This window comes from uncultured Thalassospira sp. (genome assembly GCF_963976115.1).
Classification (GTDB): domain Bacteria; phylum Pseudomonadota; class Alphaproteobacteria; order Rhodospirillales; family Thalassospiraceae; genus Thalassospira.
On the sequence record NZ_CAXBJJ010000017.1, the window covers coordinates 13,420 to 39,444 of the forward strand.

General features: G+C 54.6%; 23 protein-coding genes and 1 other RNA gene. 15 read left to right on the top strand and 9 right to left on the bottom strand.

The window, feature by feature from the left end; all coding sequences use genetic code 11:
• Positions 1-68: 68 nt before the first annotated feature.
• The 4 genes from AAC086_RS19500 to AAC086_RS19515 form a co-directional block, all read right to left on the bottom strand.
• Positions 69-1,367: a TRAP transporter large permease subunit gene (locus tag AAC086_RS19500; RefSeq protein ID WP_339781236.1), complete on the bottom strand. Its 1,299-nt coding sequence runs from the start codon at positions 1,365-1,367 to the stop codon at positions 69-71.
• A gap of 14 nt (positions 1,368-1,381) precedes the next feature.
• Positions 1,382-1,894: a TRAP transporter small permease gene (locus AAC086_RS19505; RefSeq protein ID WP_339781237.1), complete on the bottom strand. Its 513-nt coding sequence runs from the start codon at positions 1,892-1,894 to the stop codon at positions 1,382-1,384.
• A gap of 118 nt (positions 1,895-2,012) precedes the next feature.
• Positions 2,013-2,987, bottom strand: a complete 975-nt coding sequence (locus tag AAC086_RS19510) for a TRAP transporter substrate-binding protein (protein ID WP_339781238.1) — start codon at positions 2,985-2,987, stop codon at positions 2,013-2,015.
• Positions 2,988-3,302: 315 nt separating this feature from the next.
• Positions 3,303-3,812: a winged helix DNA-binding protein gene (locus AAC086_RS19515; RefSeq protein ID WP_339781239.1), complete on the bottom strand. Its 510-nt coding sequence runs from the start codon at positions 3,810-3,812 to the stop codon at positions 3,303-3,305.
• A 481-nt stretch (positions 3,813-4,293) separates the two neighbouring features.
• Here AAC086_RS19515 and AAC086_RS19520 point away from each other — a divergent pair, with 481 nt between their 5' ends.
• From AAC086_RS19520 to AAC086_RS19535, 4 genes are all read left to right on the top strand, one after another.
• Entirely contained in the window at positions 4,294-5,103 is an 810-nt protein-coding gene (locus tag AAC086_RS19520; RefSeq protein ID WP_339781240.1) for a TerB family tellurite resistance protein, read from the top strand.
• A 194-nt stretch (positions 5,104-5,297) separates the two neighbouring features.
• Positions 5,298-7,133, top strand: coding sequence for an ATP-binding cassette domain-containing protein (locus tag AAC086_RS19525; protein ID WP_339781241.1), 1,836 nt, complete (start codon positions 5,298-5,300; stop codon positions 7,131-7,133).
• Positions 7,134-7,411: 278 nt separating this feature from the next.
• A complete protein-coding gene (locus AAC086_RS19530; protein ID WP_339781242.1) occupies positions 7,412-8,284 on the top strand; it encodes an EamA family transporter in 873 nt (290 codons plus the stop codon).
• A gap of 4 nt (positions 8,285-8,288) precedes the next feature.
• Positions 8,289-9,032, top strand: a complete 744-nt coding sequence (locus AAC086_RS19535; RefSeq protein WP_339781244.1) for an N-acetylmuramoyl-L-alanine amidase — start codon at positions 8,289-8,291, stop codon at positions 9,030-9,032.
• 12 nt (positions 9,033-9,044) lie between these two features.
• Here the strand turns inward: AAC086_RS19535 and AAC086_RS19540 are convergent, their stop codons facing one another.
• Positions 9,045-9,854 (bottom strand): transporter substrate-binding domain-containing protein, encoded by an 810-nt coding sequence (locus tag AAC086_RS19540; protein ID WP_339781246.1) that lies wholly within the window; start codon positions 9,852-9,854, stop codon positions 9,045-9,047.
• Between the two features lie 199 nt (positions 9,855-10,053).
• Between AAC086_RS19540 and rnpB the strand changes: the two genes are divergently transcribed.
• Positions 10,054-10,455: RNase P RNA component class A (gene rnpB, locus AAC086_RS19545), an RNA gene on the top strand.
• 164 nt (positions 10,456-10,619) lie between these two features.
• Here the strand turns inward: rnpB and AAC086_RS19550 are convergent.
• Positions 10,620-11,243, bottom strand: a complete 624-nt coding sequence (locus tag AAC086_RS19550; RefSeq protein WP_339781247.1) for a pyridoxamine 5'-phosphate oxidase family protein — start codon at positions 11,241-11,243, stop codon at positions 10,620-10,622.
• Between the two features lie 53 nt (positions 11,244-11,296).
• Positions 11,297-11,884: a cysteine hydrolase family protein gene (locus AAC086_RS19555; protein ID WP_339781248.1), complete on the bottom strand. Its 588-nt coding sequence runs from the start codon at positions 11,882-11,884 to the stop codon at positions 11,297-11,299.
• A gap of 132 nt (positions 11,885-12,016) precedes the next feature.
• Here AAC086_RS19555 and AAC086_RS19560 point away from each other — a divergent pair, with 132 nt between their 5' ends.
• Positions 12,017-13,051 carry a helix-turn-helix domain-containing protein gene (locus AAC086_RS19560; protein WP_339781250.1) on the top strand — a complete coding sequence of 345 codons (1,035 nt, stop codon included), beginning with the start codon at positions 12,017-12,019 and terminating at the stop codon, positions 13,049-13,051.
• Here the strand turns inward: AAC086_RS19560 and corA are convergent.
• Both corA and AAC086_RS19570 read right to left on the bottom strand, forming a co-directional pair.
• Entirely contained in the window at positions 13,029-14,258 is a 1,230-nt protein-coding gene (gene corA, locus AAC086_RS19565; RefSeq protein WP_339781252.1) for a magnesium/cobalt transporter CorA, read from the bottom strand. The genes AAC086_RS19560 and corA overlap by 23 nt on opposite strands.
• Positions 14,259-14,404: 146 nt before the next feature.
• Positions 14,405-15,247 (bottom strand): EF-hand domain-containing protein, encoded by an 843-nt coding sequence (locus tag AAC086_RS19570; RefSeq protein WP_339781254.1) that lies wholly within the window; start codon positions 15,245-15,247, stop codon positions 14,405-14,407.
• A 388-nt stretch (positions 15,248-15,635) separates the two neighbouring features.
• Between AAC086_RS19570 and AAC086_RS19575 the strand changes: the two genes are divergently transcribed.
• The 9 genes from AAC086_RS19575 (at position 15,636) to ftsW (ending at position 26,013) form a co-directional block, all read left to right on the top strand.
• Positions 15,636-16,154, top strand: a complete 519-nt coding sequence (locus AAC086_RS19575; RefSeq protein WP_339781256.1) for a division/cell wall cluster transcriptional repressor MraZ — start codon at positions 15,636-15,638, stop codon at positions 16,152-16,154.
• A complete protein-coding gene (rsmH, locus tag AAC086_RS19580) occupies positions 16,151-17,149 on the top strand; it encodes a 16S rRNA (cytosine(1402)-N(4))-methyltransferase RsmH (protein ID WP_339781258.1) in 999 nt (332 codons plus the stop codon). Before AAC086_RS19575 ends, rsmH begins: the two co-directional genes overlap by 4 nt.
• Complete coding sequence (locus AAC086_RS19585) at positions 17,146-17,592, top strand: hypothetical protein (RefSeq protein WP_339781262.1); 447 nt, start codon at positions 17,146-17,148, stop codon at positions 17,590-17,592. The genes rsmH and AAC086_RS19585 overlap by 4 nt, the downstream gene beginning before the upstream one ends.
• Entirely contained in the window at positions 17,589-19,307 is a 1,719-nt protein-coding gene (locus AAC086_RS19590) for a penicillin-binding protein 2 (protein WP_339781264.1), read from the top strand. The genes AAC086_RS19585 and AAC086_RS19590 overlap by 4 nt, the downstream gene beginning before the upstream one ends.
• Positions 19,294-20,754, top strand: a complete 1,461-nt coding sequence (locus tag AAC086_RS19595) for a UDP-N-acetylmuramoyl-L-alanyl-D-glutamate--2,6-diaminopimelate ligase (protein WP_339781266.1) — start codon at positions 19,294-19,296, stop codon at positions 20,752-20,754. Before AAC086_RS19590 ends, AAC086_RS19595 begins: the two co-directional genes overlap by 14 nt.
• A 102-nt stretch (positions 20,755-20,856) precedes the next feature.
• Positions 20,857-22,293 (top strand): UDP-N-acetylmuramoylalanyl-D-glutamyl-2,6-diaminopimelate--D-alanyl-D-alanine ligase, encoded by a 1,437-nt coding sequence (locus tag AAC086_RS19600; RefSeq protein WP_339781267.1) that lies wholly within the window; start codon positions 20,857-20,859, stop codon positions 22,291-22,293.
• Between the two features lie 22 nt (positions 22,294-22,315).
• The gene (mraY, locus tag AAC086_RS19605; protein WP_339781268.1) at positions 22,316-23,404 is read left to right on the top strand and encodes a phospho-N-acetylmuramoyl-pentapeptide-transferase; all 1,089 of its coding nucleotides are present in this window, start codon (positions 22,316-22,318) and stop codon (positions 23,402-23,404) included.
• 27 nt (positions 23,405-23,431) lie between these two features.
• Complete coding sequence (murD, locus tag AAC086_RS19610; protein ID WP_339781269.1) at positions 23,432-24,874, top strand: UDP-N-acetylmuramoyl-L-alanine--D-glutamate ligase; 1,443 nt, start codon at positions 23,432-23,434, stop codon at positions 24,872-24,874.
• On the top strand, positions 24,871-26,013 hold the full coding sequence (gene ftsW, locus AAC086_RS19615; RefSeq protein ID WP_339781270.1) for a putative lipid II flippase FtsW: 1,143 nt from the start codon (positions 24,871-24,873) through the stop codon (positions 26,011-26,013). The genes murD and ftsW overlap by 4 nt, the downstream gene beginning before the upstream one ends.
• The last annotated feature ends 12 nt before the right edge of the window (positions 26,014-26,025 follow it).

The window sequence follows — 26,025 nt, forward strand, 5'->3', positions numbered from 1 at the left end:
CGGAAATTCAGAAAACAGCGCGGCAGCAGGACCAGCCAAACCGGTCACACACCGCCGAATTCATATGCCTAGTTCATTTGCGTTGGCAGCCAGGTGGCAATGCCGGGGAAAATCGTGATCAGGGCCACCGCCGCCATCAGCAAAAAGAAAAACGGCAGGGCCGCAAGGGCGATGGAAAACAGGTTTTTCCCGGTAAGGCCCTGCAAAACAAACAGATTAAAGCCCACCGGCGGTGTGATTTGCGACATTTCAACGACCAGAACCACATAGATGCCAAACCATAACAGGTCGATATGGGCCGCCTGCACCATGGGCAGGATCACCGATGTGGTCAGCACCACCACCGAAATACCATCGAGAAAACAGCCCATAACAATGAAAAACAGGGTCAACATCGCCAAAAGCGCATAGGGCGACAGGTTCATATCGGAAATCAGCCCGGCCAGTTCCCGCGGGATACCGGTAAAGCCCATGGCAACGGTTAAAATCGATGCCCCGGCCAGAATAAAACAGATCATGCACGATGTGCGGGTCGCCCCCATCAGGCCATCAACAAAGCTGGCCCAGTTCAGCGTACGGCTAAACCCCGACAGGATCAGCGCGCCGACCACACCAAAGGCTGCGGCCTCGGTCGGGGTGGCAACACCGCCATAGATCGAACCAATCACCGCCGTAATCAGTAAAATAACAGGAATAAGCCGCCCCGACGCCCGGACTTTGTCCATAAACGGTATGCCGGGCGCGGCAGGAGGCATTTTATCCTTATGGATTGTCGCCCAGATCATGACAAAGCCCATGAACATGACAATCAACATAACGCCCGGCAAAACCCCGGCAATAAACAACCGCGCAATCGACAGTTCCGCCGACACACCATAAACAATCAGAATAATCGACGGCGGAATCAGCAAACCCAGCGTGCCAGACCCGGCAAGGGTGCCCAAAATCAGCTTGTCGGCATAGCCTTGCTTGCGCAATTCGGGGATCGACATCCGGCCAATGGTCGCCGCCGTTGCCGCAGACGACCCCGAAACAGCGGCGAAAATACCACAACCCAGAATATTAACATGCAATAACCGACCGGGAAGTTTGTTCAACCACGGGGCTAGGCCGGTGAACATGTCTTCTGAAAGGCGGGATCGAAACAGGATTTCGCCCATCCAGATAAACAAGGGCAACGGGGCCAGCGACCAGGTGGCAATGCTGCTCCAGGCGGTGGTTGCCATAACCGGGCCGGTTTGCGCGCCCGAAAAAAATTCAAGTCCAATAATACCCACCGCAAACAGCGACAATGCCACCCACAGACCGGCGCCGAGAAACAAAAACAGCAGCGCCATCAGGACCAGGCCGATTTCAAGTACTTCCATGTGACCCTACTCCCCTATTCGGTCATGTCGCTGGTTTCGCGGTCGGCGAAAACGGTGGGACGCCCCAACAGCGTATCGATAAGCCCTTCGATCAGCGCCAGTGTCAGCATGGCCAAGCCAAAAGTCATGGCCGATTGCGGTATCCACAGCGGAAAGGCCAACACACCGGCAGATGCATCGCCATATGAAAAACTTTCCTGCGATAAAACGCCCATCCACCAGGTGAAATAACCGGCAAAAAACACAGCGAGTAAAAGGGTTCCCCCTTCCATGATGCGCCGGGCTGTTCCGTGCAACTGGTTGATGACCAACAATACCCGAATATGCGCGCCGTACCGCAAAGCAGGCCCCAGCGCCAGAAACGTCCCCGCAGCAAGGCAAAAACCGGCCAGATCGTTGGCATCGGGAATAACAAGCCCCACCAGGCGACCGATGGACTGCGAAAGAATAAGCAGTGCGATCATCACCAGAAACACAGCTGCCAAAATCGATGTTATTCCAAAAAGAATATCCAGTGATTTACGCACAACAATCCCCTTTCCGCCCGGCAAACCCGGTGGTTGACAATAACAGACAGAATATCATTTTGACGATCAGGGGGCCGGGGTGAATTGAAACCATCCCCGGCCCCCCAAAGGGAGGATGTTATTTTTTATAGGCGTCAATAATGGCCTGGCCTTCTGCACCGGTTTCTTTCAACCAGTCAGCCACCATTTTATCACCGACTTTTGACAGGCCGTCTTTCAGTTCGGCACTGGGTGCCGCAACGTTCATGCCGTTTTCTTTCAGGATGGCTTTTTTGGCATCGGCTTCGTTCATGCTCATTTTCCAGCCGCGCTCTTCGGCCTTTGCTGCCGCATCCATCACCGCTTTCTGCACATCAGCCGACAAATGATCAAACGATTTGGCGTTCACGATCACCATGTTTTTCGGCAACCAGGCCTGGACGTCATAAAAATTATCCACGAAATCCCATGCCTTGGAATTGGCCCCGGTCGAGGGCGATGTCATCATCGCTTCAACAATGCCGGTGGCAAAGGCGGTCGGAATTTCGGGGACTTCCACCTGGGTTGCAACCATGCCGGTCAGCTGGGCCAGTTGCGACGTGGTGGTGTTGTATGCGCGAAATTTAAGTCCCTTAAGGTCTTCAACCGAGTTTACTTCTTTGGCAGTGTAAAGGCCCTGTGCCGGCCACGGCACCGCATACAGAACTTTCAAACCGTCTTTTGCCAACTTGGCTTCGATGGCTTCGCGTGAAACATCCCACAATTTACGCGCATCATCATAGCTGGTCGCCAGAAACGGGATCGCATCAACGGTGTAAATCGGGTCTTCATTGGCCAAAAGCGAAATCAGAACTTCGCCGATGGGCACCAGCCCCCGCTGTACCGACCGTTTGATTTCGCCATGCTTGAACAATGAACCGCCCGAATGAACGGTCAGGGCCAGTTCGCCATTGGTTGCGGTTTCAACATCCTTGGCAAATTCCATGATATTCTGGGTATGGAATGTCGCATCAGGATAGGGCGTTGCCATATCCCATTTTTCAGCCGCCATTGCCGCCCCTGCCGAAAAAGTCATTGCCGCCAGAGCAATCGCCGAAAGCGCCTTCTTCATCATTTTTCAGTCTCCCGTTTTTGGTTTTTAGATCAGCCTTCCAACAAAACGGTCACATTTTATCGTTATTTTGTCAACGTTATTTCATAACAGACATGCAAAAATCAGGATGCACATTTTTTAATCACCCAAAACCAGATTTAACACCCGGAAACAGAACATTTCTTTGCCAACACGGATTCATATCGGGCCGTTCAGGCAAAATAAAAACGGCAGCCTTCCCCAAGGAAAACTGCCGTTTCTCCAGCCGATTTTACAAATCGCAGATTCGAAACACAAGGCTGGCTTTTCATGAGTCATCGGCGTAGAAAGCTGGTATTACATCGCACTGGCAGAACGTGATGCCTGATCATAGACCCCGGAAATCGCCCGCAGGGTTTTGGCAACATCGCCTACTTCGGCACGGTTCACCCCCAACCGTTCAAAGGTTTCGATCAGGCAGGCTTCGCGCACTTCGCGATAGCGCTGGCACAGTTCGCGCCCTTCTTTCGAGGTCGCGTAATGCACTTCCTTGCCGCGCTTGATGCCATCGACAAACCCCAGCTTACGCAGTTTTTTCAAGGCGTAATTCACCAGATGGCTGTCTTCGACATTCAGAATGAAGCACACTTCTGACAGGCTTTTCTCACGTTCGCGCGAATTTACGTTGTGCAAAACAAGAATATCGAGAATGGAAAGATCCGGCATCCCGGCGGCCCGCATACAGCGCACAACCCAGCGGTTAAAGGCATTGCCAGACAGGATCAGGGCAAATTCAAGTTCCGATAATTCAGCCGCACGATCGGAAACCAAATGCGATGATGAAACAATATGCTGTTTTTCTACCATGTTTGACGTTCCCGTTATTTTTATAAAGCACACAACCGAACCGGATATCGAACACCCTTGGCATTCGACAATAAGAAAACGGTTTATCGTCATTTTATCGTGAAAAAATCTACATTCACAAGCATAGATGCACCTGTTGTTATCAACAACTTGTCATCAAAGCGTCCGCTTTCTGGTCAGGAAGCCGGTAATCTCGCCCCCCATTGCGAACCATAGCGGTTCACAAACCGATCCGTTCAAGAACTGCGCCGTCAAATTGCAAGGCTGATCCGACGCAAACCGGCGGATTGCGCCAAAAGTAAAAACAGCCAATACTGCCGCCAGCTTCCACAACCAGGACTCAAACAAAAAACGGATATTTCACCACCTGCACCACAGGCTTGCCCTGTCGGCACTGATATCTTATTTGTCAGGCAGCATATATTTCCGCTGGCGCCGTGTTTCATTGCACCGCCCTTTTAACGATCGGAGCATTGAAACCATGAGCATTTGGGGAAAAATTATTGGCGGCGCGGCAGGTTTTGCCCTGGGCGGACCTTTGGGGGCCATTTTGGGGGCCGCCGCCGGGCACATGGTGGATAAAGCCAATAATGGCGGCTTTAACCAGGAACGCGTTTCCGCGCAAGGTGGCCCCTGGGGCGGATATGGCGCAGGCAACCCCTGGGGCCAACGCACGGGCCAGTTTGGCGGGGCCGACCCGCGACAGGTTGCCTTTGCCACCGGTGTCATTGTGCTGGCGGCAAAAATGGCCAAAGCCGATGGTGTGGTCACCCGCGAAGAAATCAACGCCTTCAAGCGGCTGTTTCATGTCAGCGGCCCCGACGCCGCCCAGGTCGGCCAGATTTTTGACACAGCGCGCAAATCCGCCGATGGATACGAACCTTATGCCCGTCAGATCGCACAAATGTTTGCCGGTGAACGGGCCGTTCTGGAAAGCATTCTCGAAGCCCTGCACCAGATCGCCCTGTCGGATGGTCACCTGCACCCTTCGGAAAAGGAATATCTGCGCAAGGTTGCCAATATTTTTGGTTTTGCCGATGTTGACTTTGACCGGGTTCATCATGGCAACACCGCCACATCCGGGGAATTGAACCCCTATAAACAGCTTGGGCTAACCCGCAATGCCAGCAACGAGGACCTGAAGGCCGCGCACCGGAAATTATCGCGCGAAAACCACCCGGACCTTTTGATGGCCAAAGGTATGCCCGAAGAATTTGTTGAACAGGCCAACGAAAAAATGGCCCGGATCAACGCCGCCTGGGACCAGATTTGCAAGGAACGCAATATCTGATAAACACGGCACTCAAGTGCCATCATCGGAGGTCATAAATCCCGATGATGCGGGTATAATTGCGAAAATGCCCCGTCACCGTGCTTTTGCACGGCTGCTGTGCCCGGTGAAAACGTGATTTCACTTGCACAGCAGCGCTTTTTGCGGTTTGCAAGGGGCAACATTTACACCGGTTTTAAGGTATTGGTTTTTTCATGGCGCCACCGCTGATTAATATTAACGACATTCGCCTGACCTTTGGCGGCAATGATCTGTTTTCCGACGTATCGCTGGCGATTGGCGAGCGGGACCGTTTGTGCCTGGTTGGGCGGAATGGCGGGGGCAAATCGACCCTGTTAAAAATCATTGCCGGCGAGATCGAGGCCGATGGCGGCGAACGGTTTGTTCAACCCGGTTGCAAGGTCGCCTATCTGGCCCAGGAACCCCGCTTTGATAAATACAGCACGGTCGAGGAATATGTCCTGAGCGCGCTGGAAGATCACGAAGACGAATATGCCTATCGGGCCTATATGCTGCTGGACGCCGTTAAAATCGACCCGCAGGCCGACCCCAACAATCTGTCGGGCGGAGAAGGCCGCCGGGCCGCCATTGCCCGCGCCCTGATTGCCGACCCCCAGGTATTGCTGCTTGACGAGCCCACCAACCATTTGGATCTGCCAACCATTGAATGGCTGGAAAGCGAAATCAAGGCGTTTCGGGGTGCGGTTGTGGTAATTTCGCATGACCGGGCGTTTTTGAACGCGGTATCGAACGGTGTTTTGTGGCTGGATCGCGGTGTCATGCGCCGCAACGATCAAAACTTTGCGCTGTTTGATGACTGGTCCGAAGAAGTTTATCGCAAGGAAGCCGAAGAACGCGCCAAACTGGATAAACTGATTGCCCAGGAATCGGTTTGGGCGGTTCAGGGCATTTCGGCACGCCGCAAACGGAACCAGGGCCGTTTGCGCCGGTTATATGACATGCGCCACGAACGCTCCCAGCAGGAAGGCCGCATTGGCAATGTGTCGCTGGCATCCGATGCCGGGTCCACATCGGGCAAAGTGGTGATTGAAGCCACCGAGATCGGGAAATCCTGGGACGATAAACACATTATTTCCGGCTTTTCGACCCGCATTTTGCGCGGCGACAAGGTCGGCATCATTGGCCCGAACGGGGCCGGTAAAACCACCCTTTTGAAAATGCTGACCGGGCAGATTGCCCCCGATGAAGGCACCATCAAAATCGGCACCAACCTGACACCGACCTATTTTGACCAGAAACGTGCGGCCCTGGACGATACCAAAACCCTGTGGGATACGCTGTGCGATGTGGGCGGCGACCAGATCATGGTGCGCGGTAACCCGCGCCATGTGGTCAGCTATCTGCGCGATTTCCTGTTTGACGAAAAACAGGCCCGAAGCCCCGTTGGTGCCCTGTCAGGCGGCGAGCGCAATCGGTTATTGCTGGCAAAACAGCTGGCAAAGCCCACCAACCTTCTGATCATGGACGAACCGACCAACGACCTTGATATGGATACGCTGGATCTGTTGCAGGAAATGCTGTCGGAATATGAAGGCACGCTGATCCTTGTCAGCCATGATCGTGATTTTCTCGACCGCGTTGTGACATCGTCCATCGTCATGGAAGGCAACGGCGTTGCCACCGAATATCCCGGTGGCTATTCCGATTATGTGCATTTGCGCGCCCTGTCGGCCAAGGTCGAAACCGATACCGGCACATCGAACACCAAGCCGATCAAACGGGGCGGTTCCAAAGGCGGCAATGCGGCCCCGGCCAAGCCCAAAAGCAAGGCCAAGCTCAGCTATAAGGACCAGCGCGACTATGACACGCTGCCCGCCACAATCGAAAAGCTGGAAGCTGAAATAACCCAGATCGAGGCCGAGCTTGCCGATGGCACCCTTTTTGCCACCAACCCTGATGCCTTCCAAAAGAAACTTGATCGCATGGAAGCCGTGCGCGCCGAAGCCGCCAAGGCCGAAGAACGCTGGCTGGAACTTGAAATGATGCGCGACGAACTTGGCATTGAATAATACCAGCCAGGACATGCCCGGCCTGTTTCATAGCCGCACATAAACAGACAGAAAAGCAGAGAGGACCAACCGGTTTTCTCTGCTTTTGTTTGCAAACCTGATGGGGCGGCGCGAAAATACGCAATGATGCAACAGGACTGCACATTTTTGCATCCGGGGGTTACATGCTTGGGGCTTGAGTCGTTCCAGACAAACACGTAACCATAAATGCAAAGTCATTTACGCGCGGGGGTGTTGGCGTATCCTTGATCATCACCCCTGCCTTTTCAGGTTCTGTCATGCCCTTAAAAGCTGCCCTTTTGTCGCTGTCTGTTGCCATTATCTGGGGCATTAATGTGCTTACGGTCAAAGGGGCCGTTAGCGAAATTCCGCCGATAATGTTAACCGCCATGCGTTTTAGCGCCGTTGCCTTGTTACTGGTGCCTTTTACCAAAATCCCGCGCGCAAAGCTGGGCAAGCTGGCCGCATTATCGGTTATTTTTGGTTTTGGTCATTTTGGCGTGCTGTTTTATGCCTTATCGATGCTGGATGCCGGGCCGGTCGCGATCATCGTATTGCTGGGCGTGCCCTTTTCATCGATGCTGGCAACCTATTTCTTTAACGACCGGCTGGGATGGAAACGCCTGTTGGGCATGACGCTGGCCTTTGTTGGCGTGACGTTAATGTTCTGGGACCCATCGATGACCGATTTGCAGGTTCCGCTGTTGCTGGTGGTGTTTGCCGCCCTGATGTGGGCCGTGGCAAATGTTTTGATCAAGAAACTGGGCGACATCAATACGTTTGAGCTGAATGGCTGGATGGCCTTGATGGCGGCCCCGCAATTGCTGATTTTATCGTTTATTCTGGAACCAGGTGCCGTTAACGCCGTTATCAATGCAAGCTGGATGGCGTGGGCGAATTTAAGTTTCACCGTGATCATGTCGTCGATTGTGGCTTACGGGTCGTGGTATTACCTGCTGAAAACCTACGATGTGAACCAGGTGGTGCCGTGGTCGTTGCTGGCCCCGATTGTCAGCGTTACCGGGTCAATCCTGATCTTTGGTGAAGCCATCAGCACCTTTAAAATCATCGGCGGATTAACGGTTCTGGTTGGTGTTGCCGTTATCATGTTTCGCAAGCCGCCGCAAAATCAGGAACAGGGAATGGATTAACCCCATGCCGGAACAGCACGAACAGCGCAAACCACCCAGGCAACCCGTCATCTGGCACCCCTCGCCCAATTTTGGTGACCGTCCGCCTGGGTCCACCATCGATATGCTGGTGCTGCATTATACCGGCATGCCCAGTGGCGAGATGGCCCTCGCCCGTATGTGCGACCCGGCATCCCAGGTTTCGGCCCATTACATGGTCGAGGAAAATGGCTGTATTTACCAGCTGGTTGCGGAATCCAAACGGGCCTGGCATGCGGGTCGCGGACAATGGCGCGGCTGTACCGATATCAATTCATCTTCTATCGGCATTGAAATTGTTAATCCCGGCCATGAATTTGGCTATCGCCCGTTTGCGGTTGCCCAGATTGATGCCGTCATTGCCCTGTGCCAGGAAATATTGGGCCGATATAACATTCCAGCCCATCACATTATTGCCCATTCCGACATGGCACCAGAGCGCAAGGAAGACCCCGGCGAATTGTTTCCATGGCAACACCTGGCCGAAAATGGCATCGGGTTATGGCCGACGGCCAGCCCGGAACAACATATGACCGAAACCACAGACAACGACTGCGAAACCCTGTTTGATGGCCTGTTACAACAATTTGGCTATGGGCCGGAACACGGGATTAACAACCGTATTGCCTTTCAACGTCACTGGCGTCCAAACTGCCTTGATGGCCGTGCCGACGGGCAAAGCATTGCCATTCTGCAAGACCTGATCAAACGATCTGCGCCACAGACATAAAGCATAAAGCACTTAAGGCATCAGGCGGTCTTGCGGCAATGTTGGCAGGCTGCTGCCGGAAAAATAGCGGTTAAAGGCCACCTGGCTAAAACCGAGATGTTTGTAATAAAGCCGGTCAAGGCTGCCATTGGCGATCATTTCCGCAACGGCACTGTCATAATCGGCAAGAACCGGTGCCAATGTATCTTTAAGGTGTAAATAAAACGGTTCGATCTCGACAGCGGGCAACAAGGTTTTTAGCCCGGCTGTTTCACGCACCGCATCAGCCCCAAAATGCAGACTGGCAAGATCGCGAAAAACAACATCCACGTAATTTCGGCGCAACATCAAAAGCCCGTGGGCATTTTCACCGACATCCACCGGGTACATTTGCGAATCCGAGGTAATTTTGGCTGGATAATCTTCATCCTGAACATGCAACCAGTTGGCCCCCTCGAAGGTTGAAGGCCCTTTATAGGCTGAGTGCGGGTAACTTTCGCGCACAACAGCGACCAGAACGCGATTGATTACAGCGAATTTCGATTCCACCATTGGTTCGATCATCGTTTCCTTCAGGTTTTCAAACAAAACCCCGTCATATGCCCCATAGCGCAAACCAAAATGACACCGCGCATGGGGCATTTGCGTAAAACGGACCTGATGACCCGATGTTTCAAAGGCCTGGCGGGCAACATCAACCGCCAGGCCGCTGGCACCCGTGCCATCATCATAGGCATAGGGCTCCCAGCGGTTATAGCACAGGCGAATTTCGTCTGCGGCGGCACCAGGCAACCGGCACAACAGGCCTACAAGAACGAAAAGGGTAACCCAGAAGAAACGCAATACAGGCTCCGAATTAATATTACCGGGACAAAAGCAAATATGGTCTATGCTATACTACCCTTAAGTAGTGGTCATCAATTTGCAATTATTCAAGCCTCCGTTGCACTGTTCTCATGCAAAAAGACAGCCGCAGTCCAACCCGCAGTATATATCGTGCTTTTTCTTGACCTTGGCGCATTGCTGGCGTAAACCGCGCCCACCAGATGGCTGGATGGCCGCCCTGATGTGCAGAAATGTACAAAGGGGAGGAAAGTCCGGGCTCCACGGAAACACGGTGCCAGATAACGCCTGGCGGGGGCGACCCTAGGGAAAGTGCCACAGAAAGGAAACCGCCCGATCGCGCAAGCCATCGGGCAAGGGTGAAAGGGTGCGGTAAGAGCGCACCGGTCCTTCGGTAACGCGGGACGCATGGTAAACCCCACCGGGAGCAAAACCTAATAGGAATGGTCGGCCGGACGGTTCGCCGTTGTCGGCAGGCAGGTTTTCGAGCCACCATTCGGGTTGGTTGCAGGAGGCGTTCGGTGACGAACGTCCCAGATGAATGGCCATACAGTGCGGTTCGCCGCATGGACAGAACCCGGCTTACAGGCCATCTGGTATTTTCTTTTTTTCGCTTTTACAAAATGGCCCGGCGTCCGGCAACGTACTACAACAGTACAACGCCGCGATGCAGAGGGGCTTCATACCCATGCATCACCGCCTTGCGGCCATAAAAATACCCGGCAATGATGTCATTGCCGGGCGTAAATGCGCTTAAGGCAGCACTTATCCGCGTTCTGCGATCGACTTGGCGAAATGGGCATCGCTTTCTTCCTGCGATATCTCTTGCCCGTCAGCAATCGAAAGCTGATCCTTGATGATGGCCCCCAGGGTGGGAAAGGATTTACGGTTGATCTGGCTTTCCAACTGCCATAAACGCGAACGCATCAATGATTTGGCACAATGCAAAAAGGCCTCATCAACCGTGATCTTGATAACACTGATCGGCAGCTTGCCCGTGTCGGCAAACAGATCAAGCAATTCAGGATCATCGTGCAATTCCGCCGTGCCATTGATGCGCAAGGTTTCATTCATGCCGGGCACAAAAAACAGCAACCCCACCTGCGGATTAACCAGAATATTGGTCAAGGTATCGAGCCGACGATTGCCGGGGCGATCCGGCATCAAAAGGGTTTTATCATCTCGAACACGCACAAACCCCGGCCCGTCGCCGCGCGGGCTGACATCGGCTGAACCATTGGCATCGGCCGAGGAAATCACCGCAAACGGGGCCAGTTCGATGAAACGGCGGCAATGTTTGTCCAGCACAGAAAGCTGTTTTTGCAGGGCAATGTCCATTGGATCGCCGTAAATCGTCCGTAATTGATCAAGGGTTTCAATCTTTGCCATGCCGGCCTCCTGTGCTGCGAATGGGCTCAAACTGCGTCAAAGGAAGTTGCAAGTCAATCGCAATAACCATCAACTGACAGGATCTGATCCGTTGTCAGGATGCGGGCAAACTCGCCCGACAGGCTGGCAAGATGCACATCATGCACGGTTTGCGCCGCTATTTTGCGGCCATCGGGCAGATAGCGATCAAAACAAAAGCACGCATCGGCGGCCAAAACAACGTCAAAACCCAAATTCCCGGCCATGCGGGTGGTGGTATTCACACAATGATCGGTGCTGATACCGCACAAAACCAGCCTGGCGTTGTTATCGGCCCGCAAATCTGCCTCCAATGTGGTGCCAATGAAGGCCGAATTAACGTTTTTGCCATAAACCCTTTCGCCGTCTTGCGGACTGGCGAAGGCCTCGAAATCATGGCCGGACTGACCAGGATATAAACGCGATTGTGGCGATGTTGAATCATGACGCACATGAATGACCCTGCCCTGATGCGCACGCCAATGAGCAAGCAAGCGTTGCGCATTTTGTTCGGCATCGGGGTTGTGACGTTGCCCCCAATAATCCAGGTCACGAAACCCTTTTTGCCAGTCAATCATGATCAATACCGGCAGTTCTGTGGTTAAAATATCGGTCATCGTCATCGCTGTTCCCTTTTCTAAAACAGGCCCCCGCCATTGTCGGCGGGCCCTCGTCTGGCCGCTAGACTACGCTTTATAAAGATGGCATAAATGACAAACATCCCTTTATTCATGCCAAAGGCAATTAAAAGAAACATGCTTCAAAGGACCCGCCCGACACCCCGGCAGCGCCGCGTGGTTTTTGTCATGACGCCCCATACCGTATTGCTTGATGTGACCGGCCCGTTGCAGGCCTTTCATGATGCCAATGGGCTGGCATCACAAACGGCCCCGACACCAGACCATCCCTATGAACCAGACCATCCCTATGAGATCGTACTGGCATCGCAAACCGGTGGCCCCATTGTGACCGATACCGGCATTGCCCTGCCAACGGTTGCCCTGTCCACCCTTGCTGACAAAGCGATTGATACCCTGATCATCGCAGGCACCGACGAACCATTGATTGCCCTGAATGACCCCGCTTTGCTGGGCTGGTTAATTGCACAAAAAATGCAGGTTCGGCGGGTGGCATCAATATGTATCGGGGCGTTTTTGCTGGGAGCTGCGGGTATTTTGGACGGGCGCATAGCGGTCACCCATTGGCGATGGTGCGACAGGCTGCAAACCCGGTTTCCACAGGCACGGATCAAACCCGACCCGATTTATGTGCGCGACGGCCCGGTTTGGACATCGGCCGGGGTGACCACCGGCATTGATATGGCCATCGCCATGATCGAGGAAGATTTGGGCCGCGACGCCGCCCTGGCCGTCGCACGTGGTTTGATCATGTTTATCAAGCGGCCCGGCGGGCAGTCGCAATTTAGCCAGCCCCTAAGCCAGCAGGTCGGGGACCGCGACGGACGGTTTGATACCTTGCATGTCTGGATGCGCAAAAACCTGCATTTGCGATTGTCTGTCGAAGATCTGGCCGCCCAGGCCCATATGAGCCCGCGCAATTTTTCGCGCGTTTATGCCCGCGAAACCGGCACCGGCCCGGCACATGCCCTCGAAGAAATGCGCATGGATGCCGCCCGAACCTGTTTGGAAAATACCGACAGTTCAGTAGCCCGGATTGCAGTTTTATGCGGATTTGGCGACGATGAACGCATGCGCCGCTGCTTTATCAAACACCTGGCGGTCGCGCCGAGCGACTATCGCGCCCGCTTTACAACCAGCCTTTGCGTTTGAAATACCAAAGCGGGCCAACGGCGGATAAAACCATCAAGGCAATCGCCAGAGGATACCCAAATTCCCAGTGCAATTCGGGCATGAATTGAAAGTTCATGCCATAGATGCTGGCGATCAGGGTTGGTGGCAAAAATGCCGCTGCGGCAACGGAAAATATCTTGATGATATTGTTCTGTTCCAGATTGATCATGCCCAGCGTGGCATCAAGCAGGAAGGTGACCTTGTTGGCGACGAAATTGGCATGTTCGGTAATGGACAGAATATCGCGTGAAAGCGTTTTCAGCCGTGCCTTGGCATCCTTTTTAAACCGGGCCTGGGTGTTTAAAAACAGGGCCATTCGGTTCAGGTTCAAAAGGCTGTCCTTGGCCTTGCTGGCAAGGTTACCGGCCCGGCCAATACGCCGCAGATTGTCATGGTGATCCTGATCGGGCCTGTTGCCTTCCTTGGAAAACACCGCATTGGAAATTTTTTCCAGATCGGCCACCGCAATTTCCATGATATCGGCCAGCCGGTCGACAATCTGTTCAAGCAGGCCCAGCAACACAGCATCCGCCGAACTTGCCAGCCCCGGCGAACGTTTCACCCGGCGGCTAAAGGTTTTAAACGGGATCGGATCGGCATAACGCAACGTGATCAGGGTTTTCTTGACCATGATGAACGTAACCGCAATCGATTCAGGATCATCGGTTGCCGCCTTGTTTAAAACCGTCACCGTCATGAACAAGGCACCATCTTCGTCATACAAGCGCGATGAAAGCTCGATTTCCTGCATTTCTTCGCGGGTTGGCACCTCGATCCCGAAACGGGATTCAATCGCCCGCAATTCACTGGCGTCTGGCTCGAACAAATCAATCCAGACCGGGGCTGCTTTGGCAGCCTTGCCCGGCGCAACAACTTTGGTGCCCGCCAGAACGGCAGGTTCGCGGGTCACTTCGCTGGCATCTTCAACGGCAAAGTCGCGGGCGAACGCGCGATCCAACCTTTCGGTCGGGTTGTCGCTGTCGCAATACATGTCGTCTTCGGCTTCGGTCTCGTGCCCGTGTTCGTCAAAGTCGTCATGGTCGTCGCCAGTGTGTTTTTCACTGCGTTCGATTGCACCATGCGCCTCGTCTTCCGCCCCGGACGCAGAAACATCACGTTCGGCATTTTCCGGCTGATCGCCATCGGTAGATGTGCGTAGGGGGGCGTAGATTTCGTTGCTTTCCATGTACGTTCTCCGTCATGTCGGGCCGGAACATTTTCGCCATGTATGACCTGCAAGGCCGGGTTTGTCACCCTTTCAGTCATGACAGTTCTTTAACACAGATGGCCGTGCGTCGCGCTGCAAACAATGGCGCATAACCGCCTTGCCACCTAGAATGGCAAAACCGTTTGAAAAACAAACGGGCTGATATCTTTTGCGCTGCCCCGGTTTTCATCAAATTTCGCGGCAACTTTTGCCATGAATTCGCTTTTTTCCACCAACTGGTTGTGGTTGCTGTCAAAATCCGGAAACAGCAATTCCAGCCTGCGCGCCTCGACGCGTAAACGGGTACGGTTGGCGTCGGGCGATCCTGGCAAGGCCTCGACGGCTGAAAATTCGCGCATCGTTAAAACATTGTCACCATTGATATCATGGCGGCGAAACATCCATGCCGCATAACTTGCCGCTTCATCGGCATCAATCCGGCCATCCTGATTGATATCGGATGGATGATATTGCGCACGGTAAATGGTCACCTGTTCAGGCACCGGCATCGGTGGCACCACCAGCCCACCTTTTCGGGCCGCATCCAACCGGGCCTGCGCCGCCGCATTGGCACCCCCCGCACCGTTTATCTTAGGGCCCCCGGTAATATCAGGCACATTGATACCCGGGATCGCAGGCATGGGAATACCCGCGCCGCCATCCTCATCGCCATTTCCCTGCCCTAATGCCATCCCCGTCAATCCGTTCATGCCACCCAGCCCGCCAAGGCCAAATTGCTGCAACAAGGCGGGGTTGTTTTGCAATTGCTGCATCAGGGCCGGTAACATCTGGCGCATTTGCGGTGAAATAACGCTATAAGTGCTGTCGGTCTGGTTTTTGCCGTGATTGGCCGTGCCCGACCGGCTTTGGCTGGTCGTGCTGTTTTGTGCGGCCACAGGCAACGCCACCAGCAAGCCAAACAGTAAAACCTGCCCGGCAATTAACCTGATTATAGTCTTTGTTTGCAAAACTGACTCCGGTTCGCAACGCATCGGGCGGATGGCACAGAGACGGCGGATACGCCCTTTATCCCATCAAACCCCATCACGATCAAAAAACCAATCCCCGATGGGACCCTATGGTCATATTTGGGTTTTCATGGGCGAAAAGGCAAAAACATACTGAAATTGCACCTTTTGCTGTGTTTTCCGCCCTGGGAAAAAAGGCCGGAAAAGGGCAGAATACCCCACAAACATCACATTCAAACCCATCAATTCCCATTGACCCCCATCATATCCCATGGTACCCCATTAAGCAGGTAATTTGGCTGTGTCAAATGGGCTTCGGACGTCAGGTTGACGATGTCTTTTTCCAAACTTCGTTATCTGACGATCGATCATCAGGGGATCAAGGCGGGTGCTGTTCACCGGGACGCACATTCACAAACTGGATCGGAAAGGGCGCGTCTCCGTGCCCAAACGGTTTCGTGCTGCCTTGGAAGAAGACGGATTTGCTGGCATCTACATTTATGAATCCCCCAAAGAACCTACTCTTGAGGGGTGTTCTGAAAGCCACATGGAACGCATTGCCGCATCGCTTGATGATCTGGAAATGTTTTCAGACGAAGCCGAAGACCTTGCCGACACCATCCTGGGCGCATCGCATGCCCTGCCGTTTGACGGGGAAGGCCGCATCATTTTGCCGCCCGAACTGATCGAATATGCGGGCATCACTGATCAGGTTGCCTTTGTTGGCCGCGGTCGCACCTTTCGGATCTGGAACCCTGATACCTTTGCCGAGCGTAAAACCGCCAGCCGCACCCGGGTTGTCAATCGCGGATCGACCCTTAAGCTGAAACCGGCTGCCGCACCCGCTGCGCGCCGCGCCAGCCTGCCATCAGAGTCTGTTGTGGAAACACCGGAGGACGAGGCATGACAACATCCCCCCTGCTATTTGACCCGTCAGCATCGGCCCCGCACAAGCCGGTTTTGCTACGCGAGGTTCTAGAATATCTAAACCCCGCCAAAGGCGACATCATGGTGGACGGCACGTTTGGCGCAGGTGGTTACAGCCGCGCCATTCTTGATCATGCCCCTTGCACGCTTTACGGCATTGACCGCGACCCAAGTGCGGTTGAAACCGGCAGCAAAATGGCCGCCCAATATGATGGCCGTTTTCATATGGTTGAAGGCTGCTTTGGCGATATGGCCGCGCTGTTACCGTTACACGGTGTAAAACAGGTTGACGGCATCGTTCTTGATATAGGCGTTTCATCGATGCAAATCGATCAGGCTGATCGCGGCTTTTCCTTTCGCACCGATGGCCCGCTGGACATGCGGATGTCGATGTCTGGCCCCAGTGCGGCCGATTTCGTCAATACCGCCGACGAAGAAGACATTGCCAACGTTATTTACCGGTTTGGCGAAGAACGCGCCTCGCGCAAGGTTGCGCACAAGATTGTTGAAATGCGTGCCGAAACCCCGTTCACCAGCACCGGCCAGCTTGCCAGTGCTGTGCGCTCGGTTGTGCGCAAATCCAAAGACAGTATCGACCCGGCAACCCGCACCTTTCAGGGGTTGCGCATTCACGTAAATGACGAACTGGGTGAACTTGACCGGGCGCTGAATGCTGCCGAAGCCATTCTGAAACCGGGCGGACGGCTGGTGGTTGTCACCTTCCATTCGCTTGAAGACCGGCTGGTGAAAACATTTTTCAAGGAACGCTGTGGCGACCCGCGCAAGCAGTCGCGCCGTCTGCCCGGCGAACCCGAAGCCGCCAAACCGACCTTCAGCACGCTTAGCCGCAAGGCCGTGACCGCCCAGAAAGACGAGTTGCGCGCCAACCCGCGTGCCCGTTCGGCCAAATTACGCGCTGCACAACGCAATGATTTGCCATCGACCGCCGCCAAAAAGACCGGAGGCGACGCATGACCAAGATCATGACAGGTTTCTGGTTTTTGATGACGGTTCTGATCGGTGTGGGCACTTATTGGGTTTCGCACGAAGTTGAACGCCTCGAACGGCGCTATGCCGCCATTCAGTCCGATATTCTTGACGAACAGGAAAGCATCCATGTTTTTCAGGCGGAATGGAGCTATCTGAATTCTCCGGCCCGGATTGAAAAACTGGCCAGGGAATATCTGAAGCTTGATCAGATCCAGCCCTTGCAGATGGCCAGCATCGATACCATTCCCACCGATACCGATGCCCGCCGTTATCGCCTGGATAAATTTGGCGAAGCCGTTGCCTATATGCCCGCCCCGCGGGACCGGCCAAACGACAGCGCCTATGACGAAGCATCGGAAAACCTGATCATTGACGGCCCCAGCGTTGGCATTCCGGCGCCGACCCCGGACACGGGGGACACGCAATGAACCTGTTGCGTTTTTCATACTGGCTGCGCGGTGATCGCCCCGAACTTGGCCCGGAACAACGTGAAAAACACGCGCTGGAAACAGCGCGTAATCGCATTTTCATCACCGGCATCATGTTTGGCATCGGCTTTTTATGGATTGCCGGGGGCCTGTTTAACGCCACTGTCTTAAAACAGGGCAACGAACCCGACTTGACCGCAGGCACCGATAGCAAAGAACTTAAAACCGAACGCGCCGATATTGTTGATCGCAATGGCATTTTGCTCGCGACCGACCTTCCGACCAGTTCACTTTATGCCGATGCCCGTGTGATCAAGGACCCGGTTGGTGCGGCTGACCATTTGCTCACCGTGCTGCCGGGGCTGGATCGCGATACGCTGATCCGCCATCTTGGCTCGCAAAAAGCATTTGTCTGGATCCGTCGCAACCTGACCCCGGACCAGCAATACAAGGTCAATGCCCTGGGTATTCCCGGCCTGAATTTTCAGCGTGAAGAGCGCCGCGTTTACCCGCAGGGCCGCCTATTTTCGCATGTACTGGGCTTTACCGACATTGACAATAACGGCATTGCCGGGGCCGAACGCGAATTTGACAATGATTTGCGCAGCAATTCCGGCCCGCTGCGCCTGTCGCTTGATATTCGCGTCCAGCACGCGCTGCGCGCCGAGGTTTCCAGTGCGATGGAAAAATTCAGCGCCGCCGGGGCCACCGGCCTTGTGATGGATATTTATACCGGCGAAGTCATAGGCATGATTTCCCTGCCCGACTTTGACCCGCACCGCCCCGGACAAGGCCCAACCGATGCGCGCTTTAACCGCGCGACGCTGGGGGTTTATGAACAGGGATCGGTGTTTAAACTGTTTAACGCCGCGATTGCCCTTGATACCGGCACAGCAACGCTCAACAGCACCTATGATGCCACAAAACCCCTTCGTGTCGCACGCTTTACCATCCATGACTTTCATGGGGAAAACCGGTGGCTGACGGTGCCCGAAATTCTGGCTTACAGCTCGAATATCGGGTCGGCCCGCATGGCGATGGATTTTGGCATCGAAACCCAGAAAAGATATATGAAAGATTTCGGCTTTCTCGACCCGTCCGATGTCGAACTGCCCGAAGTCGCCTCCCCGCTTTTGCCCAACCCGTGGCGTGAAATCAACCTGATGACGATTTCCTACGGGCACGGCATTGCGGTAACCCCCCTGCAACTGGTGAATGGCATTGCGACCATTACCAATGGCGGCATCCGCCGCCCCAGCACCATCTTAAAACAGGACGGTGCCCCGGCAGGTGTGCGGGTTATTTCAAAAAAGACTTCTGACGACATGCGCCGTTTGATGCGCCTTGTTGTCACCGAAGGTTCCGGCAAAAAAGCCGACATACCGGGGTACTTCCTTGGCGGGAAGACCGGTACAGCCGACAAGCTGGTTAACGGGCGCTACGTAAAGAATGCCCGAATGTCTACCTTTGTCGCCGCCTTTCCGATGCAGGACCCGCGTTATGTGGTTCTGGTGACGTTAGACGGACCACAAGGAACAAAAGAAACTTATGGTTATGCCACAGCAGGCTGGGTAGCAGCACCTGCCGTTGGCAAGGTTGTGACACGTATTGCTCCCCTACTGGGGATCGAACCGGCGTACGCGAAGGCGCCGGAAATAGAGCAAGCGTTGCGTTTGGACCTTCGCAAAGAGGAACGCAAACTTGCGTCTTTCTGAGCTTATGGCAGGAGATCAGGCGGCATTGAAACATGCCCGGGGACAGGACCCTGACATCAAGGGCCTGACCGCAGATTCACGCGCAGTTCGTGATGGATTTATGTTCGCCGCCCTTCCGGGGGCGCGCGACGATGGTGCCAAATATATTGAAGATGCCATCAAACTTGGTGCATCGGCAATTTTGGCCAAAACCGATACCCCGAAAACAGCGGCCATCACGGTACCGTTGATTCCGGTGGAAAACCCGCGCCAGCGTTACGCCCAGCTTGCGGCCCGTTTTTACGACAAGCAACCCGAAACCATTGCCGCCATTACCGGCACCAATGGCAAAACATCCACCGCCGTTTTCACCGAACAGCTCTGGACGTTGCTGGGTAAAATGTCAGGGTCTATCGGCACCTTGGGCATTTGTGCTGCCGGGGCTAAAATCCCCGGTTCGCTGACCACGCCCGACCCGGTTGCCCTGCACCAGTCACTCGCTGAAATGAGCGACATTGGCGTCACCCATGTCGCCATGGAAGCCAGTTCGCACGGCCTGGACCAACATCGGCTGGACGGGGTAAAGGTGCGCGTTGCCGCCTTTACCAACCTGTCGCGCGACCATCTTGATTATCATGGCGACTTTGCCAAATATTTTGCCGCCAAGGCCCGTCTGTTTCAGAACTTGCTGGCAGCTGATGGCACGGCTGTAATCAATGCCGACATTGCCCAATATGACATGCTGCATCGCATCTGCCAGGATCGCGGTATCGACATATTGTCCTACGGGGTTAAGGGCAACGACATCAAACTGGTTTCAGCCAAGCCCGATACAACCGGCACCAAAATCAAAATTGCCATCGAAAATGGTGAATACAGCGTGCATTTACCGCTGATGGGCACCTTTCAGATCATGAATGCCCTGGCCGCCCTTGGGATTGTTATTGCATCAGGGGCCGTCATTGACGATGCGGTTGCGGCCCTTGAAAAACTTCAAGGTGTGCGTGGCCGACTGGAACTGGTGGGTAAAACCAAATTTGGCGCGCCGGTTTTTGTCGATTACGCCCATACCCCCGACGCCCTTGAAACCGTGATCAAGGCGGTTCGCCCCCATTGCAAGGGCCGGGTGATTTGCATTTTTGGCGCAGGCGGTGATCGCGATACCGGCAAACGCCCGGAAATGGGCCGCGCGGTTAAAGACAATGCCGACATTGCCATTATCACCGACGATAACCCGCGCAGCGAAAACCCCGCCACCATTCGTGCCGCCATCAAGGCGGCCTGCGAAGGGGCTGTTGAAATAGGCGACCGCGCCGAAGCCATCAAACGTGGTATTGGCATCTTGCAACGCAATGACATTCTGATTATTGCTGGCAAGGGCCACGAACGCGGGCAAATCGTTGGCGCCACTGTATTGCCATTTGACGATGCTGCCGTCGCCCGCAATTTATTGCTCGGCGGAAACTAGGCCCTTGCCCGATGTTATCGCGCCCCGGCTTCAGGGGCGCGATAACCGGCAAGACGCCGTCTGCCAGACAGACCGAACAGATCAACGGAAAGAAGAAACGCGATGAGTGAAGCTGTTTTATGGACGGCAGAGGACGCAGTGTCCGCCACGGGCGGCATCGTCGCTGGCGACTGGCAGGTTACCGGCATTTCAATCGACAGCCGCAAAACCCGGCCCGGCGACTTGTTCATTGCCCTGAAAGGCCCGAATTTCGACGGTCACCAGTTTGTCGCCAAAGCATTTGAAGCAGGCTGTGCAGCAGCCCTTGTTTCCGACGAATCGGTTTTGCCACCCGATGCCCCGGCCCTGATTGTTGATGACACGCTGGACGCCATGGTGCGCCTTGGCCTGGCCGGACGCGCGCGCAGCACCGCCAAAATCATCGCCATCACCGGCAGCGTTGGTAAAACCGGCACCAAGGAAGCCCTTAAATATGTGTTGGGCGAACAGGGTAAAACCCATGCCAGCCCGGCCAGCTTTAACAACCATTGGGGCGTGCCCCTTAGTTTGGCAACCTTGCCTGCCGATGCCAGATACGGCGTCTTTGAAATTGGGATGAACCACCCGGGCGAAATTACGCCGCTGGTTAAAATGGTAAGGCCTTCTGTTGCCCTGATTACGAATGTGGTCGGCGCACATACCGAATATTTCAAGGATGAAGGCGAAATCGCCAAGGCCAAAGCCGAAATCTTTGAAGGCCTGGACAAAGACGGCAGTGCCATTCTGAACCGTGACAACCTGCATTATTTCGCCCTGGCCCGTCGGGCCAAAGAACTGGGAATTGCCACCATCAAGGGTTTTGGCACCGATGCCACCGCCGATTATCGGTTGTTTGAGGCCAATATCGTTACCGGTGGCAGTGCTGTTCGCGCCCGTGTGGGAAGCCGCGATCTTGAATATTTCATTGGCTGCCCGGGCGAACACTGGGTGATCAATTCGCTGGCGGTTTTGGCTGCGGTTGATCAATTGGGGGCCGACGTGGTGCACGCGGCACAGGATTTGGCCGATGTAACCCCGCCTGCCGGGCGCGGTGCCCGCCACGTCCTGCCCGTTACCGACACAACCGGGACCGAAACCGGCCACTATGTTTTGATCGACGATGCCTATAATGCCAACCCCACCTCGATGATGGCGGGCCTCAAGCTTCTGGCCAATGAAAAGCCGGAAGGGACGGGGCGGCGCATTGCCGTTCTGGGCGACATGCGCGAATTGGGGGCCGAGGCCGAACAACTGCACCGCGACCTTACCCATCCGCTTGAACATCTGGGAATCGACGCCGTTTTTACCGTCGGCCCGATAATGGCATTACTGGCCAAAGAACTGCCTGGCGAACACCATTTGGGCCATTTTGACCGTGCAGAAGATGCAATAGAGCCCGTTCGCGCAACAATTCGCGATGGTGACGTGGTTTTAATCAAAGGTTCGCTTGGTATTTACGTTTCTAAAATTGTTTCGGCTTTAAAATCCGGTCATGCGGGCGCTGCCCCCACATCCAACTGACGCATAAGGGACCCAAAGAGCGATGCTCTATAACCTGCTATACCCGCTGGCTGACCAGTTTCCGCTGTTTAATCTGTTTCGGTACATCACCTTTCGGACCGGCGGAGCTGTTTTTACATCGCTGGTGCTGGCATTCGTGCTGGGTCCCTGGCTGATTGAGCAGTTGCGCGCCCGCCAAACCGAAGGCCAGCCCATTCGCGAAGACGGGCCCGAAAGCCATTTACTGACCAAAAAAGGCACCCCGACAATGGGCGGCCTTTTGTTGCTGATTTCCACCTCTATCGCGACTTTGCTGTGGGCCGATATGACCAACCCCTATGTGTGGGCCGTATTGCTGGTCACCATCGGGTATGGATTTCTCGGTTTTATGGATGACTTTTTAAAGGTCTCCAAACGCAATTCCAAAGGACTGCCCGGCAAGATCAAACTTTTGGGCCAGTTCTCCATTGCGGCCCTGGCATCGTGGTGGATTGCGCACAATACCGACCCGGCCCTGGCAACCCAGCTGGCCTTTCCGTTTTTCAAAAACCTGTTGCTTGATCTGGGCTGGTTTTTTGTGCCCTTTGCCATGTTTGTCATGGTTGGGGCGTCCAACGCTGTGAACCTGACCGACGGGCTGGATGGCCTTGCCATTGTGCCGGTCATGATTGCCGCAGCCAGCTTTGCCCTGATTACCTATCTGATTGGCAACATCCAGTTTGCCGATTATTTACAGGTTCATTATATCGCCGGATCAGGTGAATTAACCGTATTGCTCGGCGCGCTGGTCGGGGCGGGTCTGGGCTTTTTATGGTTCAATGCTCCGCCTGCCATGGTGTTTATGGGCGACACCGGGTCTTTGGCGTTGGGCGGGGCCCTTGGTGCCGTTGCCGTTGTTACCAAACACGAACTGGTCCTGGCGATCATTGGCGGTTTGTTTGTCCTTGAAACGGTATCGGTGATTATTCAGGTCGGGTCGTTCAAACTAACCGGCAAACGGGTGTTTCGCATGGCCCCTTTGCATCACCATTTTGAAAAAAAGGGCTGGCACGAACCGACCATTGTCATCCGGTTCTGGATCATTTCCGTGATTTTGGCCCTGATCGGTCTTGCCACCCTGAAACTGCGTTAATCCCCCTGTTTTGAATGGAACGCGACATTGATCAATCTTTCACATTTGCACGGAAAAACCGTTGCGGTTCTGGGTCTTGGAAAATCGGGACTGGCCAGTGTGAAGGCATTGATCCAATCGGGTGCCGTGGTGTGGGCCTGGGATGACAATGAAAATAGCCGCCACCAGCTTGACGCATTGGGTTTAACCCCTGTCAATCTGGTGGAATGCGACTGGAACCAGCCCGAGATGCTGGTGATCAGCCCTGGCATCCCCGCCACATTCCCCACCCCGCACCCGGCGGCTGAAAAAGCCCGCCGCGCCGGAAAACCGATTATCTGCGATGTGGAACTGCTGTGCACCACGGCGACCAATGTCCCCATGCTGGCCATTACCGGTACCAACGGCAAATCAACCACCACCGCCTTAACCGCCCATATCATTGACCAGGCCGGGATCAAAACCCAGGTTGGCGGTAATCTGGGTTATCCGGTTTTGGGCTTTGATGCGCTAGGTGCCAATGACTGTTATGTGCTGGAACTCTCAAGTTATCAGCTGGACCTGATTGACAAAGCCGCCTTTGATGCCAGTGCCATGTTAAACATTACCCCCGACCATTTGGACCGCCACGGTGGCATGACCGGTTATATCGGCGCGAAACGCAATATTTTTGCCCGCCAAAAAGGGCCGAAATGGGCGATTATTTCGATTGATGATACACATTGCGCGCAAATGGCAACCGAACTGGCCCGTGAAGGCGGCCACCGGATGGTGGAAATTTCGGTGAATGGCCCGACCCGACACGGCGTTTATGTCGATGACCACTGGCTGGTCGACGATCTTGACGGGCATAAAAACCCGGTGCTGGACCTTCGCACCGTTTCGCATATGCCCGGTCGCCATAACTGGCAAAACATTGCCTTTGCCTATGCCCTGTGCCGGGCACGTGGCATCGGCACAAACGATATCTTATCGGGGGTCATGTCTTTTCCCGGCCTGGCCCACCGCCAGGAACAGATCGGTACGATTGATGGTGTTGTTTTTGTCAATGACAGCAAAGCCACCAATGCCGAAGCCACCGCCAAGGCCTTGTCTGCCTATGACAATATTTACTGGATTTTGGGTGGCAAACCCAAGGAAGGCGGCATTGACGGACTGGACCCATGGTATGGCCGCATCAAAAAAGCCTTTCTGATCGGCAGTGCCGCAGATGAATTTGCCGCCACACTGAACGGTCAGTTGCCCTATGAGCAATGTGGCACGCTTGACGTTGCCACCCGGCGTGCCCTTGACTGCGCACGGGCCGACGCCAAAGCCGACAAGGCCGGACGACCGGCAGGCAATGACAACAGCGCCCCCGCCCCTGTCATTTTGCTGTCGCCCGCCTGCGCATCATTTGACCAGTTCACAAGTTTTGAAGCCCGTGGCGATGCCTTTCGCGCCCTGTTTGACGTGCTATCGTCACAATCCACCGACCCGGAGGCCCTATGAGATCCCCGTTTGGCGATAAAAACGGCAATACCGCCTTTTCACGCGCCGATACGTCGATTTTAAGCGTGTGGTGGTGGACGGTCGATCGCTGGCTGGTGGCTGCAACCATTTTGTTGATGGGCATTGGCGCATTGCTGGTGATGTCTGCCAGTCCGCCGGTGGCGGACCGCATTGGTGTGGATAGCTTTCACTTTGTCCGGCGGCAGTTTTTCTTTTTAACTGTGGCCATCATATGTGCGGGCGGCATTTCGATGCTGTCGATCAAATGGGTGCGCCGCGTTGCCTCTGTCATGTTTCTGGGCGTTGTCGCCATGCTGATTCTCACGCCCTTTGTCGGTGCGGAAATCAAAGGGGCGGTACGCTGGATCAATTTTGGCGGCGTCACCATTCAGCCATCGGAATTTTTAAAACCGGCCTTTGCCGTCGTGACGGCATGGATGTTTTCCGAAGGGCGGTTAAACCCCAATTTCCCTGGCTATATCGTCAGTTGCATGTTGCTGGCGACCTGCATCATTTTGCTGATGATCCAGCCAGACTTTGGCCAAACCGTGGTCATCACCGCCATATGGTCGGTACAGATTTTTCTGGCAGGCCTGCCGATTGTGCTGGTTTTTGGCCTGGGGATGAGTGTGGTGGGCCTGGCGGCATCGGCTTATCTGATATTGCCGCATGTGCAATCGCGCGTGGACCGTTTCCTTGATCCTGCGACCGGCGATAACTATCAGATCCAGCGGTCGATGGAAGCCTTCATGAATGGCGGCATCATGGGCCAGGGCCCGGGCGAAGGCACGGTTAAAAACTATCTGCCCGATGCCCATTCGGACTTTATCTTTGCGGTTGCCGGCGAAGAATTCGGCCTGTTATTTTGCCTGCTGGTGGTGGGTATTTTTACCTTTATCATCATGCGGGGCCTGTCGCGGATGATGGGGGAACGCAACATGTTTGTGGTTCTGGCCGTTACCGGGCTTCTGGTTCAGTTCGGCTTGCAGGCCATGATCAATATGGCATCGACCCTGCAACTCGTACCGCCCAAAGGTATGACATTGCCGTTTGTATCCTATGGCGGGTCATCGACCGTCGCCATTGCCATCAGTATTGGCTTTATTTTGGCCCTGACCCGAAAAAGAAGCACCAATTAGGGCGATTTTCAC

What these genes read in the sequence shown, in the direction of transcription:
- AAC086_RS19510 (WP_339781238.1), bottom strand. Translation starts at nt 2,987, where the DNA reads ATGATGAAGAAGGCGCTTTCGGCGATTGCTCTGGCGGCAATGACTTTT.
- AAC086_RS19520 (WP_339781240.1), top strand. Translation starts at nt 4,294, where the DNA reads ATGAGCATTTGGGGAAAAATTATTGGCGGCGCGGCAGGTTTTGCCCTG.
- AAC086_RS19530 (WP_339781242.1), top strand. Translation starts at nt 7,412, where the DNA reads ATGCCCTTAAAAGCTGCCCTTTTGTCGCTGTCTGTTGCCATTATCTGG.
- AAC086_RS19500 (WP_339781236.1), bottom strand. Translation starts at nt 1,367, where the DNA reads ATGGAAGTACTTGAAATCGGCCTGGTCCTGATGGCGCTGCTGTTTTTG.
- AAC086_RS19590 (WP_339781264.1), top strand. Translation starts at nt 17,589, where the DNA reads ATGAACCTGTTGCGTTTTTCATACTGGCTGCGCGGTGATCGCCCCGAA.
- AAC086_RS19525 (WP_339781241.1), top strand. Translation starts at nt 5,298, where the DNA reads ATGGCGCCACCGCTGATTAATATTAACGACATTCGCCTGACCTTTGGC.
- AAC086_RS19600 (WP_339781267.1), top strand. Translation starts at nt 20,857, where the DNA reads ATGAGTGAAGCTGTTTTATGGACGGCAGAGGACGCAGTGTCCGCCACG.
- corA (WP_339781252.1), bottom strand. Translation starts at nt 14,258, where the DNA reads ATGGAAAGCAACGAAATCTACGCCCCCCTACGCACATCTACCGATGGC.
- rsmH (WP_339781258.1), top strand. Translation starts at nt 16,151, where the DNA reads ATGACAACATCCCCCCTGCTATTTGACCCGTCAGCATCGGCCCCGCAC.
- AAC086_RS19535 (WP_339781244.1), top strand. Translation starts at nt 8,289, where the DNA reads ATGCCGGAACAGCACGAACAGCGCAAACCACCCAGGCAACCCGTCATC.
- AAC086_RS19550 (WP_339781247.1), bottom strand. Translation starts at nt 11,243, where the DNA reads ATGGCAAAGATTGAAACCCTTGATCAATTACGGACGATTTACGGCGAT.
- mraY (WP_339781268.1), top strand. Translation starts at nt 22,316, where the DNA reads ATGCTCTATAACCTGCTATACCCGCTGGCTGACCAGTTTCCGCTGTTT.
- AAC086_RS19515 (WP_339781239.1), bottom strand. Translation starts at nt 3,812, where the DNA reads ATGGTAGAAAAACAGCATATTGTTTCATCATCGCATTTGGTTTCCGAT.
- ftsW (WP_339781270.1), top strand. Translation starts at nt 24,871, where the DNA reads ATGAGATCCCCGTTTGGCGATAAAAACGGCAATACCGCCTTTTCACGC.
- AAC086_RS19560 (WP_339781250.1), top strand. Translation starts at nt 12,017, where the DNA reads ATGCTTCAAAGGACCCGCCCGACACCCCGGCAGCGCCGCGTGGTTTTT.
- AAC086_RS19585 (WP_339781262.1), top strand. Translation starts at nt 17,146, where the DNA reads ATGACCAAGATCATGACAGGTTTCTGGTTTTTGATGACGGTTCTGATC.
- AAC086_RS19555 (WP_339781248.1), bottom strand. Translation starts at nt 11,884, where the DNA reads ATGACGATGACCGATATTTTAACCACAGAACTGCCGGTATTGATCATG.